9 protein-coding genes are annotated in these 14,535 nt (G+C 45.4%); all 9 read right to left on the reverse strand.

All coding sequences use genetic code 11. The features are described 5' to 3' along the window. Nucleotides 1–3: 3 nt before the first annotated feature. Entirely contained in the window at nucleotides 4–1,638 is a 1,635-nt protein-coding gene (locus E5329_RS07125; protein WP_275443090.1) for a Ppx/GppA phosphatase family protein, read from the reverse strand. Continuing rightward, on the reverse strand, nucleotides 1,577–2,875 hold the full coding sequence (locus E5329_RS07130) for an ATP-binding protein (RefSeq protein ID WP_135988877.1): 1,299 nt from the start codon (nucleotides 2,873–2,875) through the stop codon (nucleotides 1,577–1,579). The genes E5329_RS07125 and E5329_RS07130 overlap by 62 nt, the downstream gene beginning before the upstream one ends. A gap of 102 nt (nucleotides 2,876–2,977) precedes the next feature. After that, nucleotides 2,978–4,108 carry a prephenate dehydratase gene (gene pheA, locus E5329_RS07135; RefSeq protein WP_135988878.1) on the reverse strand — a complete coding sequence of 377 codons (1,131 nt, stop codon included), beginning with the start codon at nucleotides 4,106–4,108 and terminating at the stop codon, nucleotides 2,978–2,980. A 116-nt stretch (nucleotides 4,109–4,224) separates the two neighbouring features. Further along, nucleotides 4,225–5,358, reverse strand: a complete 1,134-nt coding sequence (locus E5329_RS07140) for a chitobiase/beta-hexosaminidase C-terminal domain-containing protein (protein WP_135988879.1) — start codon at nucleotides 5,356–5,358, stop codon at nucleotides 4,225–4,227. Beyond that, nucleotides 5,355–6,206 (reverse strand): bifunctional methylenetetrahydrofolate dehydrogenase/methenyltetrahydrofolate cyclohydrolase FolD, encoded by an 852-nt coding sequence (folD, locus tag E5329_RS07145; protein WP_135988880.1) that lies wholly within the window; start codon nucleotides 6,204–6,206, stop codon nucleotides 5,355–5,357. Before folD ends, E5329_RS07140 begins: the two co-directional genes overlap by 4 nt. Nucleotides 6,207–6,255: 49 nt before the next feature. Continuing rightward, the gene (locus E5329_RS07150) at nucleotides 6,256–7,926 is read right to left on the reverse strand and encodes a formate--tetrahydrofolate ligase (protein ID WP_135988881.1); all 1,671 of its coding nucleotides are present in this window, start codon (nucleotides 7,924–7,926) and stop codon (nucleotides 6,256–6,258) included. Nucleotides 7,927–8,030: 104 nt separating this feature from the next. Beyond that, nucleotides 8,031–11,054 (reverse strand): FtsK/SpoIIIE family DNA translocase, encoded by a 3,024-nt coding sequence (locus E5329_RS07155; RefSeq protein WP_135988882.1) that lies wholly within the window; start codon nucleotides 11,052–11,054, stop codon nucleotides 8,031–8,033. Nucleotides 11,055–11,203: 149 nt separating this feature from the next. Continuing rightward, a complete protein-coding gene (locus E5329_RS07160) occupies nucleotides 11,204–12,028 on the reverse strand; it encodes a YihY/virulence factor BrkB family protein (RefSeq protein ID WP_135988883.1) in 825 nt (274 codons plus the stop codon). Between the two features lie 2 nt (nucleotides 12,029–12,030). Next, nucleotides 12,031–14,292: a SpoIID/LytB domain-containing protein gene (locus E5329_RS07165; protein WP_135988884.1), complete on the reverse strand. Its 2,262-nt coding sequence runs from the start codon at nucleotides 14,290–14,292 to the stop codon at nucleotides 12,031–12,033. Nucleotides 14,293–14,535: the final 243 nt, after the last annotated feature.

Here is a 14,535-nt window from a genome sequence, read left to right on the forward strand (position 1 = left end):
TCCCTAAAACACTTTCTTTTCTCTTATTCTTGGCTTTACGCTGAAAATCTCTTCAAAAGAATTGGCATAGGCAGAAAAAAGCCCTTTCTCAAGCACAATGCTCTCGGAAGATTCCACCGTAATCACCAGTTCCCTCTCCTGCAACGACGCCTTGATATTCCGAAACTTCTGTTTATGGCTTCTGTCCATGGCATTGGCGATTTTAAGCATGGCAGTCAGCTTTGACACCACCATATAATCCTCCTGATCCATTTTATCGCTGACGCTGCTGTAAGACTGCAGGGGCTGGGAATTGTATTTCACCGCACTGGCAACAATCTCCCGCTCTAAATGGGTCATTCCGATAATTTCTGTTGCCATGATAATCTGATAGGAACACTCAGATTGATTGACCAGACTGATATAGCGCCCGCAGTCATGGAGAATTGCCGCAACCTGCAAAAGAAGCCTTTCCCGTTTTCCCATCCCGTGCACCTTCTTCATGGCGTCAAAAATGGTAACTGTCATATTTAAAACCGCTTCTGTATGGCTGGAATACCCTTGATAGCGTTCCGCCAGATTCCGGGCGGCGGCCAGCACGTCCTCCTCAAAATCATGCTCAAAGTAAATCATACGGTTCTTTTCCGCATAAGCGCAGGCAATTCCGTCGCTGATGTTTACGCCAGGCACCCAAATATATTTTGCATTTAACATTTCCGTCAGGCGCTTATATAATACTACGGAGGGAAGGATCAGCGGATCATGTTCGTTGGCAAGATTTAATTCCAGAGAAATTTCCTCTGCAGATTTTTTATACCATTTGTTCAGAAGCTTTAAGAAACGTTCTGTCTCTATGGTTCCGTCCTCGTCCTTTTTCGAGAATCCTTTCGTCATGTCTGCCACATAATCTCCCATGATAATTACATATTTCATTTCCAGATCATGCATATAAATCCGCTTAAAAATCTCCAGCTCTTTGTCAATCAATTCCTGTATCTGGGTTTCATAATGGGAAACCAGATTCTCAATCTTAGACAGCTTTTCCCGGATACGCATAATGCCAAGCTCAATATGCTGGGTAGTAATGGCCGTCCCTTTCCGAAACAGCGTAATCTGCATACTGCCGCCGCCTACATTCACCACTGCGGCTCCTTTTTGTATCATTTTCTCAAACCTGGGCAGAACCGCCAGGGACTTGTAATCCATCAGCCGGTGTTCTGAATTGCTTAACACCGTCACTTCAATCTTTGTGCGCAGCCGGATCTGATCCAGGATAAAAAGCTTATTGCTTACATTCCGGAACACATTTCCTGCATAAGCCTCATAACCGTCCACTTTATAGCCGTTCATAATGGAATGGAATTCTTTTAAAATCTGGCAAAGCTCCTCCACCAGTTCGTATCCGATCACCCCTTTTCCAAAAGCGTCCCGGCCAAGCTCCACATGACTCCGCACATAATCAATGGAACGTATTTTCCGATTGGCGGAAATCTCGAATATTTTCAGGCTCACTTCATATGAGCCGATGTAAATTGCTGCAAATGTCGTAATCTTCATACCCGTTCCTTTCTGCCGGATGATTCCGGCACAGTCTGAACTACTGCTTTCCCAGCAGATAATTGATAAACTGCTGGGCTGTTCTTCCGGAAAGCCCTCCATGGCTCAGCTCCCATTTATTTGCTTCTGCCAGAAGCTCCTCCTCTGCCATCTGGATATGATGCCGTCCGGCAAGATTTTTCACAATATTCTGAAATTCTTTCTTATCCGGCTTGCCGAAATAAATGGTAACGCCGAACCTTGCCACCAGGGATAATTTCTCCTGCACCGTATCGCTGGTATGCAGCTCGTCATCTCGATCCGCCTTATCGCTGAACTTCTCCCTTACCAGATGACGTCGGTTTGATGTGGCGTAAATCAGTACATTATCCGGTTTCTTCTCCAGCCCTCCTTCTATCACTGCCTTTAAATATTTGTACTCTATTTCAAATTCCTCAAAAGACAAATCATCCATATATATGATAAATTTATAATTTCGATTCTTCACCTGAGCAATCACATCATTCAAATCCTGAAACTGATGCTTATAGATCTCAATCATCCGAAGCCCCTGGGAATAATACTGGTTAATCACTGCTTTCACACTGGTGGATTTCCCGGTTCCAGCATCCCCAAACAACAGACAGTTATTGGCCTGTTTTCCCTTCACAAAGGCTTCCGTATTATCAATCAGCTTTTTCTTGGCCAATTCATATCCAATCAAATCCTCCAGATGCACATGGGCAATATTGGTAATTGGAACAATCTTCACGTCATCTCTCTCATGTTCAACTCGAAACGCTTTATGCAGCCCCAATTTTCCCACGCCGAATTCCCTGTAGAATTCCGTCACTTCATCCTTAAATTCCTCCACGGTATCTGTCTGCTCCAGCCGAACACTCAACTGACAGATTCTATCCCGTATCCTGCGGTTAAATACATTTCCATCCCGATCTGCCCGTCTGTAATTTTTCAGTATCTCAAGTTCCGGAATCTGAAGAACCTCTCCCAGCTCTTTCAGATCAAAATCAAATAATTCCTTGAATATTCCAAAATCATGAAGAGCCAGAGTATTGATGCTCCCCTGAATCCTGCCTTTGATTTCACAAGAAACGCTGTAGGCGTTTTCATGATTCACCAGCAGAAAGGTCAGGTAATTCTGCCAGAGATTGCCTTCAAACCCATGGCTTGCTGAAAGTTCAATCAGTTCATGCAAGCACTCATAACATAATATCTGCAGCTTTTCAGATTCAGAACCGGACAAATCATCTCTGTAATGCTCCAGCACCCGGGTAAAATCCTTAAAAATCCGGTCTTTATCAAAATTCCGGTATAAAATCAACTTTCCCGTATTTTTCATCCTAAAAACCTCTGTTTCTGTACTTTTCGATTCTTTTCCTGCGCCAGTTTGGCATAACAGGAACGTCTGCATTTATGAATGCAATAAGCCATTTTGCCATATTTAATAATTTCCCAGCACTTTTAGATAAAGCGCACCTTCCTGCAGTCCCTTCAAAGCGTTCTGTACCGCTCCGTCCCCCAGATTTCCTTCCATATCCACGAAAAAACGATACTCAAAGCTCTTATCCTTAATGGGCCTGGATTCAATCTTTACCATATTCAGGTTGTTAAAGATAAAATGAGAAAGCATATGATACAAAGAACCGCTTTCATGGGAAATTTCAAAGCAGATGCTCACCTTCTTTGCCTCTTGCAGGCAGATTTTTTTCCCTGAAACAATAATAAACCTGGTGCTGTTCTCATCGCTGTAATTGATATTGTTCTGCAAAATTTCCAGACCGTAAATATCCGCCGTCACTGTACTGGCAATGGCTGCCTGGCATTTTTGCCCATCTTCTACAATTTTCTTGGCCGCCATTGCAGTGTTTTCAATCTTCTTCTGTTTCCAATCCTTGTGCATATCCAGAAAATCCACGCTCTGCATCAATGCCTGAGGATGGGAATATACATGAGTAATATCAGAAATGCTGCTTCCGGGAAGTCCCAAAAGCGCATGCTCTACCTTAATCGTCTGTTCTGCCACAATGCAGTTGTCATATTCCACCAGCAGATCAAAATTCTCTCCCACAATTCCTGCGGAAGAATTCTCAATGGGCAGCACCGCATAATCTGCCTGCCCGCTGCTGATGGCTTCCATCGCATCCCGCCATGTTTCCACATGATAGCTGTCGATCGCTTCTCCGAAATACGCCTTCATGGCAATCTGGCTGTAAGCCCCTTCCGTACCCTGATACACCACCTTATTGGTGGAAAAAGGCAGACTGTCTACCTGGGCAAATCCCATATCGTTCCCCTGCCCATGCTGAATCATCATCTGATACTGGCGCCTCCGGCTCAATGCCATAATCTGTTCGAAAAGTTCTCCCACTCCATAACGGTTCTCTTCTGCCTGCACCAGTCCCTTTACCTTTTCCAGCTTTTCTTTTTCCCTGGCCTTATCCAGCACCGGTTTTCCAACCGATAATTTGTATTCTGCCACCTCCGCCGTCAACTGCATCCTGGCTTCATACAAAGCCGCAATCTGACTATCTATTCCATCAATTTCCTCTCGGATTCTGCTTAACTCTTTCATATGTCACATCCTTATTATTTCTGAAAGCAGCCACTCTCCATTCCGGAAAGCGGCTGCCAGGTATTTCATATCTCTTCCATCCCGCCATCTGCCAAAGGACGGGCCGCAGACAGCCCTTACTGTGGAATATAAACATAATTGCACTTCAGCACATCCGAAGTCATACCATATTTATCTACCAGAATCAAAGACAGCACATTATTTCCTTCCGGCATGCTAATCGGCTCCGTATATTGACTGGACTCCTGGGTAGGCTCTGCTCCGTCCCAGGTATAGTAAACCCTGCAGCCCTCCGGCACCGTTATGGTAATCGTCTGCGGTCCGTAAAAATTCCCTCCGGAAGGCACTACATGAGGCGCATTCGGTTTCGTTAACTTGATCATAAAACGCTCCTGCTCTTCTTCCCCATACACCCCGAATTTATTGCAGGAAACTGCGCGGATCCATATATTTTTACCAGGCTCCAGTAAAATAGGCTTTGTATATTCTTTTCCCTCTCTTGGATCAGAACCGTCCAGAGTGTAATAAATCTTACAGTTTTCTTCACTGGTAAGTTCTACCTCAATTTCTTCCTGATACATTCCGCCCTCCGGTTCAATGACCGGCGGCTTTGCCAGATAATCCTCAAACAGTTCCAGAATTTCTGTATCTGTTATTTCCCTGCTGAGTTTCTCAATGGCTTCATAATCCTCCTGGGCTTCATAGACCTGAATTAATCTCTCACAGACCTCTCTGCTCTCTTCTCCCTCCTCTAACAGTTCCAGTAATATGATACGGGCTTTCTCATATTCCTCCTGCTGAAGATAAACCTCCGCCAGACGCAGCCTGGCGTCCTCACTGCTGCCGTCAAGTTCCAGCGCCCGCTTCAGGCACTTTTCCGCTTTCTGGTAATCCTTTCTCCCCTGATAATCCTCTGCCTTTTTCATCTGATAGTCATAAGAATTGTTCCAACTGTAATTTACCAGAAGTACAATCCCCACGACAAGAATAAGAAAAACTGCCATAATCAGGAAGCCTATGGGCTTTTTCTTCTTTTTTCCTGTCTTCTGATTTGAGGAAACCGCTCCTTTTCCTTTCTTATTTTCAGACCGGCGTTTCTTCTGTATCTTATCTTTCTTTTCCTTCAGAAGCCCCCGTAAAAAATCATCCTCCAGAAGGTTATAATCCGATACAATCTGAGCTTCTTTCCCGCAAACGGAACAATACACACATCCCACTTTCAGCTCTGCGCCGCAATATGCACATTTCATTTCTTTTGGCCCTCTTCTATACTCTGCACACAATTATTCATCAGCATTGCAATCGTCATAGGGCCTACTCCTCCCGGAACCGGCGTAATGGCAGAAGCAATGGGCATAACTTCATCAAATCTGACATCTCCGCACAGCTTATTATTTTCATCCCGATGGATTCCCACATCAATCACTACCGCGCCTTCCTTCACATACTCGGCGCCGATAAACTGAGGCTTTCCCATTGCCACAATCAGGATATCCGCCTGATGGCAAATTTCCGGAAGATTCCTCGTCTTAGAATGGGTAATCGTAACCGTGGCGTTCTCCCGAAGCATCAGAAGCGCCATGGGCTTTCCCACAATATTGCTTCTGCCGATGACTACACAGTGCTTTCCTGCAATTTCTATGTCAGATCGTTTTAAAAGCTGGATAATTCCCGCCGGAGTACAAGATACAAACCCTGCTTCTCCGATTGTCATAGCTCCCACACTCTGGGGATGAAAACCATCCACATCTTTCCCTGGACTGATGGCTTGAATCACCTTATCCTCATTGATATGGCCGGGAAGGGGAAGCTGCACCAAAATCCCCCGGACTTCTTCTTTCTCATTCAATTCCTGAATTAACTGTAAGAGTTCCTCCTCTTTCGTTTCCTCCGGAAGTTCATATGCCAGTGAATCAATCCCTATATAAGCGCAGGCATTCTTCTTATTCCGAACATACACACTGGAGGCCGGATCTGCTCCCACCTGTATCACTGCAAGAGCTCCTGTTTTCCCTTCTGCCTTTAATGCTGCCACTTTCTCTTTTAACTCATCTTTGATCTGCTGAGAAATCTTTTTTCCATCTATGATTACTGCCATGACTTTTCCTTTCTGTAAACGCCTTTTTCAAATATATCATCCAAAATCATTAGAATAACCCGGTAATTACTCCATCGTCATCCACATCAATCTGATAAGCAGCCGGCGTCTTTCCCAGTCCCGGCATTGTCATAATTGCTCCGGTAATTGCCACTACAAAACCGGCGCCTGCCGATACATATACTTCCCGTACATTTACCGTAAAGCCCAAAGGCCGCCCCAGCTTTGTCTGATCGTCAGAGAGGGAATACTGTGTCTTTGCCATACATACCGGGAAGCTTCCCATTCCCAGCTCTTCAATTCTCTTTAACTCCTTCATGGCTGCCGGCCCATAAGTTACGCCGTCGGCGCCGTAAATTTCCTTTGCCACCGTTTCTATCTTCTCTGTCAGGGAGAGACTGTCTTCATAAAGAGGGGCAAACCGGCTGTCTTTTGTCTCTAAGGTTTCCAGCACCTTTTGGGCCAGCGCAACGCCGCCTTCTCCGCCTTTCTCCCATACCTCTGACAAAGCAAATTCACAGCCCCGCTCTTTACAGAACTGTTCTACATATTCTGTCTCCGCTTTGGAATCCGTCAGGAAAGAATTCAGGGTTACTACTACAGGAACCTGATATTTCTGGAGGTTTTCAATATGCTTCTCCAGATTTACGATTCCTTTCTCCAATGCTGCAAGGTTCTCGCTGGAAAGCTCAGATTTGGGAACTCCGCCATTGTATTTCAATGCCCGGATCGTTGCCACAAGCACCACTGCATCCGGCTTCAGCCCCGCCATCCTGCATTTGATATCCATAAATTTCTCTGCGCCCAGATCTGCGCCGAAACCTGCCTCTGTCACCACATAATCTGCCAGCTTCAAGGCTGTCTTTGTGGCACGGACACTATTGCAGCCGTGGGCAATGTTGGCAAAAGGCCCGCCATGGACAATGGCTGGCGTATGCTCCAATGTCTGAATCAGATTGGGCTTCATTGCGTCTTTCAGCAAGGCAGCCATAGCTCCTGTAGCCTGCAGATCATCTGCCGTTACCGGCTTCCCTTCAAAATTATAAGCTACAATCATTCTGCCCAGACGCTTCTTCAAATCTGCCATATCCTCTGCCAGGCACAGCACTGCCATAATTTCAGAGGCTACCGTTATCACGAAATGATCCTCCCGCACCATTCCGTCCATTTTATTTCCGAGGCCCACAACAATATTCCGAAGCACCCGATCATTCATATCCAGGCAGCGTTTCCAGATTACCTGTCTTGGATCAATGCCAAGAACATTTCCCTGCTGAATATGATTGTCCAAAAGAGCCGCAAGCAGATTATTTGCGGAAGTAATCGCATGAAAATCTCCAGTAAAATGAAGGTTTAAATCCTCCATGGGAACCACCTGTGCATATCCTCCGCCGGCTGCTCCTCCCTTGATTCCGAAGCAGGGGCCCAGGGACGGTTCTCTCAGTGCAAGGACTGCTTTCTTTCCAAGCTTTCCGAACGCCTGCCCCAATCCTACGCTGGTGGTGGTTTTGCCTTCTCCTGCGGGAGTGGGATTGATGGCCGTAACAAGGATCAGCTTACCGTCCTTTTCATCTTTGACCCGTTCCATCAGTTCATTGGACAATTTTGCTTTATATTTTCCATACAACTCCAGTTCATCTTCCTCAATTCCTAACTGTGCCGCCACGTCTTTGATGTGGATCATTTCCGCTTCCTGTGCAATCTGAATATCTGTTTTCATATTTTTCCTCCATATGTCGACCTGTTCTTTTTCTGCTGCATTTTATATGTTTATACTACCACAAGATGATGCTTTATGATAGATATAAATCTAACAAAACTCATTTATACATGCTCTTCTACATATTCTTCAAATTCTGCCAGCGACATCTGTACTTTTCTTGGCTTTGTTCCCTCTTCCGGACCTACCACGCCGGCCTCTTCCAGCTGATCCATAATTCTTGCCGCCCGGTTGAACCCAACTTTGAACATCCGCTGCAGCATACCGATGGAACCTTTCTCTTTCTCTATCACAAATTTTCCGGCTTCCACAAAATAAGCGTCTCTTTCACTTCCGCCGCCTGATCCCATACCGGAACCGGCAGAGGCCGTATTCATTTTCTGCTCTATCTCCGGATTGTATACCACTGTGCTCTGCTTTTTCAGGAAATCCACCACTGCCTCCACTTCCGGATCTGACACAAAGGGGCCCTGGACACGCAAAGGCTTCTGATAGCCCTGGGGATAAAACAGCATATCTCCGTTCCCCAAAAGCTTCTCAGCCCCGTTCATATCCAGAATGGTTCTGGAATCCACGCCGGAAGACACGGAAAAAGCAATTCGGGAGGGCATATTTGCTTTAATCAGACCAGTGATTACATCTACGGAAGGTCTCTGGGTGGCAATAATCAAATGAATTCCCGCTGCCCGGGCAAGCTGAGCCAGACGGCAGATTGCGTCCTCCACATCTCCCGGAGCCACCATCATAAGATCCGCCAGCTCGTCTACAACCACAACAATCTGCGGCATTTTCACCGGCTTTGTCTCATCCTCCACCTGTTCTATGGCCGCTATTTTCTGATTATATCCTTTCAAATCCCGCACCTGGCATTCTGCAAATTTCTGATACCGATCCATCATCTCCGCCACTGCCCAATGCAAGGCTCCTGCCGCCTTCTTGGGATCGGTCACCACCGGAATCAGCAGATGGGGAATCCCGTTGTATACACTTAATTCCACTACCTTCGGGTCAATGAGAATCAGCTTCACATCCTCCGGATCTGCTTTATAGAGAATACTCATTATAATCGTATTGATACATACGGATTTCCCAGAGCCGGTAGCCCCTGCAATCAGAAGATGGGGCATCTTGGCAATGTCCGCCACCACAGCCGCTCCGCCGATATCCTTCCCGGCCGTAAAGCAAATGTTGGATTTATGGCTTTGGAATTCGTCCGTTTCTATCATATCCCGAAAACGCACCATTACATTTTCTTTGTTGGGAACTTCAATTCCCACTGCCGCTTTTCCGGGAATAGGCGCTTCAATACGGATATCTGCCGCTGCAAGATTCAGCTTAATATCATCTGCAAGATTTACTATTTTACTGACCTTTACGCCCATTTCCGGCTGCATTTCATAACGGGTTACGCTAGGCCCGCAGCTTACATCTGTAATTGTGACATTAACGCCGAAATTCTTTAAGGTCTGCTGCAGCAGCAGGGCTGTTTCCTGGAGATGCTTCATGGAATCTCCCTGAGCGTTGGTTCCCTTCTTTAACAGGGAAATTGGAGGAAATACATATTCTTTTTTCTCCGGTATGACAGGCTTCGGCGCTGATGGAGATACCGCAGCTGTTCCTCCTTCTGCCAACGAAGAGGAGGCCTGCCGGGATCCCGCTCCTGCTGATTCCGAAGAGACCTGCCGGGCCGTTCTCTCTGCCGGTGCCTGGGATGTCTGTGAATTCACTTTCTCTGGCTCTGCCGCTCCCGTGTCGAAAGATAATTTCGCCTCAGGCAATGCAGATTCCATTGCAAATTCCATTACTGCAGGCTCCATTCCTGCATCCTGTTCTGACACTCTTTCCAGACCGTCGTCCGCTTCCGCTATAATAGCTGCTTCTAATCCGGCAAACACTTCCTCTGAAAGCTCTGGTTCCATCAAATTCCCTGTCATGCCTGCAGGCTCTTCCGTCAGCTGCAAGATTTCTGGTTCCAGACCTCCGGAAGGCTCTGAATGAATGACTACCGGTTCTTCACTGGTAAGCAGAATTTCACTGTCTTCCGGCCTCCAAAGCTTCTCTGTGCCCTCTGAGACGGGTTCTAATTCTGTCTTTCTCTTTCTTGGGCTTCTGCGTACTTTTTCCACCACTACCGGCTCTGAAAACAGTTCTTTGGAAAACGCCTGTTCTGTCTTTGGTTCCGGTTTTGTCTCAGACAAACTGTCTATGGAAATTTTCGGCTCTGATTTCACAGGCATTTCCAGAATGGAAGCAGAAGTACGCATTTTTTGAGAACCCCATTCCATATTCCCCACTGCTTTTTTCTGAATCTCTTCCTTGCCGGAAAACAGCTTTTCCTTTAACTCTCTGGAAAATACCTCCGTTTCCTTGGGCAGCTTTAATTCACTGATATTGTCAGAACGGCGGGAAGATACCGGCACAATCTTCGTATCCAGCGCAACCCCTTCTACCTTTCTGTCAATCCGCCGCTGGGCCTGTTCTTCCTTTCTTGATTCTTTGATTTCCCTGCGCCTTGCTGCGTCTTCCCTGGCAGTATCATATACTTTCCGGCTTCCTTTCGTTACGCTTTTCAAAAAAGAACGTTCCGTCAAAAGCACCAGAGAAATTATCAGCGCAATAATATCTGCCACATAAGCTCCGGCTGTTCCAATCGCAGGGCATAACACAGACGCCAACAGCCCTCCCACTGCTCCGCCGCCGCTTTTATGCTCCACCGCATACTGAAAAGAAGCCTGCACCTGATACTCTTTGGAATCCCCTGCAATTAATTCCATAAAAAGGCACAGAAATACCACAAACACAACTCCTGCCACCAGTTTTATAATGGCAATTCCATTGTCTTTGTTCGATACAAAAAAAGCTGCACCCACAAAAAAGCAGATCGGAAACAGGTAAGCCATCATTCCGAACAATCCAAAGCAAAAACCGCTTACCTTCTCTCCCACAAATCCGCCAATTCCAAAGTTACTGATAAACATTATAATACAAACAGCCAGTATAATCAGAAGCGTCACTTCACTTCCAAAAGATACTTCCCCGCTGTTTCTGTTTGATCCATTTTTTCTGCCAGAGGCGCCGGCTCCTCTGGCATTTTTTCCTTTTGCCGTATTCTTAGGTTTTGATGCCATATGACTTCCTCCAAACTGTCGTTCTTCTGTCAGGCTCAGCCTGCTGGGCAAACAGCAGGAAATCTGAACCGATCTGTGCTCTGACTTTCCCGTCCCGGCACACTGTTTACAGTTTATCACATTCAGTTCGAAATGTCATTACCACATTTTCATCCTTCTTTCCTTAATTGATACTCCTCGTACATTTTATTAATTTCTGCGCATACAAGCAAAATGTAAATGCCGAAATACAACCACATCATAACCAGAATAATGGTGGTCAGGCTGCCGTACATAGAAAATCCATTAAAGTAATCCACATAAACAGAGATTCCGAAAGACAAAAGCGACCATCCCACGGCGCTTAAAATACTGCCTGGAATCTGATGCTTCACAGCGGCCTTGCGGTTGGGAAGCATTTTAAACAGCATCAGAAAGAACAGCATCAGAACAGCAAGAAGTATCAGCGAACGAAGCTGCAGAATGCCCCATGTAATATCCGCCACGATGGGAATATATTTCACAATCAATCCCTGCAGACTGTTTCCGAATACCATCAGCGTAAGGGAAACTGCAATTGCAATCACTAACATTAATGTGTAAAGTATTGCCCGAAACCGCAGGAAAATCCAATTTCGCGTTTCTTCAATGTCATAGACGCTGTTTAATCCATCCGTTAAACAATGAATGCCCTTAGCGGCAGACCAGACTGCCATAATCGCCGCCACCGACACAATTCCCACAGAATTATTATAGACTTCATGAATAATTCCAATAAGAAAAGGCGAAATATACTCCGGCATCAGCCGGTTCACCAGTTCCATAACCATACTTTTCGTCACCGGCGTATACTGAATCAGAGAAATAAACAGCATAATAAAGGGGATCAGGGACATTATGATAAAAAACGCCGCCTGAGCCGCATATGCGCTGACATTATCCCTCCTGCATTCTTCCAGAAAAGCTCTGGTTCTTGCCACAATCTTCCAAAACATAATTATTCCCCATTATAAATATTTTCTATCGTAATATCCTGATAAAATTTCGTCAGGATTTCCACATAATTCATTCCGGCTTTTGCCATTCCATTCGAACCGTTCTGACTCATTCCGATTCCATGTCCGTATCCTCCGCCCTGCAGAAGATACCCCTGGTCCACAGGCGTCAAGGTAAAATAAGCGCTGGGCAGAAGCTTCATGTCTATGGCTTCTCCTTTATTATCTGTAACTTTGCCTGCAGCGGCTCCCAGCACATAGCGTATATTGTATTCTGTGATTACATTTACCGTTCCCTTTTCATAGGAAATACGCAGCACCTTAACGCCTCCGCCGCTTCCCCGCTCTCCTACCGAAATTTCCTTTAATGCCCCGAATCCTGCCAAATCAGAAGCTTTTCCTTCTGAACCATCCGCTTTGAGAAACTGTACATTAGATGCATTGGCGCCTGCCCGTTCCATAATGGCATTGTTCACGGTTTCTGTCTCTTTCAGCGCCATAACTTCTGCCTGCCAGCGGAAATAGGAACTGTCACTGTCATAAGAAGCTATGTCTTTATTTTTAATAAACTCGGCAAAGGATTCTTCACTGGAAATATCCGCTTCCTCTCCTTCTGCCAGCAGGGAAATTCCCTGCAGATATCCAAACCGCTCTTCACCGCCCACATTCCATAACCCCATATCTCCCGTATAGCCGCAGGAAGTGGAAAAAAAATACGCCTCTGCAACTTCTCCCTGATATTTTATCACTTCGCCTATGGTATCATCCACCGCTAAGTTCGTCTGAGGCGTCTCTTCCTGTTTGTTATAGACCTGATAACTGGTGCTGTCGTCCACGTGAGCCCCCAAGGCAGCGTAATCTCCCTTCATAAGCTGAATGCACGCATAGCTTCTGGCGCAAACAGCCTGCACGCACAGCGCTTCCCGTTCATAAGATGAGGGCATCTCACTGGGAACCACACCGTACAGATACTGTTCCAGAGACAATTCGTTCACCACTCCATACCCTTCCGGATACTTTCGAATCTCCATAGTTCCCCGGTATCCTAAAGAAGTATGCGCTCCGGCTCCATCTGAAAAATAAATCCTTCCATTTTCATCTTCTAATGCAATTTTAACATAATCCGGACTTTCTCCAAAAAATTCTGACATTGTTATGGGGTTTCCCGGACTGATTTCCTCCGTTTTATCTCCCACAGTTACTGTTCCTCCTGCATCTGTCACAAACACGGGATTCTCATGATAGGGACTTTCTTCATTCAGCAAAAGCACCCGAATGGTTTCAATGGAAGCAGGCTCCTTTAAAATAATTCCGCAGACTTGCTTTTCTGCCACCACAAAATCCGCCTGCAGATTGCCAATCACCAGCTTCGACTCATCTAATTCTTCCACGGTTCCATAGGTCTTATATATTTTTAAGGTTCCGTTGTGCTCTAAAGTTCCATAACCGGAAATTTCAATCTGTTTATCATTAAAACTCAGAACTTTTCCGGATATCATATCTTCTTTCTTATAAATTGCTGTAACTCTTCCCTCCGTCCATTCCATATCGCAGATGGTATCTTTAATATCTTCTTCCAAGCCTTCAATATCCAAAAGAATCTTCTGACTCTCATACAAAATTTCTGCCTTCTCCTGGGCGGTAGAATGGACAAACACATTTTTCAAAGTCAGCGGACCTTTGCATTCACTGCTGATTCCGATAATACGGTTATCTTTCACGTAAACCTGATACATATCATAATAGTGAAAATAATCCACGCCTTCTGCCACTTCGTAATATCCCTTCTGGGTCAGCCGCCGCAAAATCTCTTCCTCTTTCTCTCCTTCTGTCTCATCAGTAAGAAATACTAAATTGGTAGCAGAAACTTTACCCTCCGTATCCAGCAAATCCAGAATCTGTTCATAGACCCCATTCCACTCCGAGCGGGACACATTTTTCCAGGAAAATCGTTCAGGATATGTCACATATTCCCGAACCGAAAGCTGTTCCAGCAATTTTTCCAGCTTTCCAAAGGTAAGTTTTCCATTTAGATTTTTTCCGGAATTAATTTCTTTTAACTTTTCTTTCCATTCCTCTTCCTCGTAATATGTAAAACTCAGTTGTGACGGCAGTTCTGCCATTGCCACATACTCATTGCTGTATTCCAGTATTACCTTTTCATCCATGACAGCCTGAACAAAAAGAATCGCCAGCGCCACAAGCAGTACTGCCATCAATGCCGTCAAATATTTTTCCCTTTTTGATGAATATCCTTTTCTCATGCAACGTTTCCTGTTCCTTTTTAAATTCAGCAATCATTTTGCTCCTGCCCAAAACGGCTGCATCCCGCAATCATTTTTGCTCCTGCCCAAAACGGCTGCATTCTCACAATTATTTTGCTTCGGCGCAAAAATAGCTGCAATCAAGCGAAAAGGCTGCCTTTCTCCAAAGCAGCCTCTCCTCTTTTGTAATTTATCTTTCGTACTTAAAGAGTCTTTTGTAAATCCAATCTTTCGTATTTCTTT

It is taken from the genome of Petralouisia muris (assembly GCF_004793545.1).
GTDB lineage: Bacteria > Bacillota > Clostridia > Lachnospirales > Lachnospiraceae > Petralouisia > Petralouisia muris.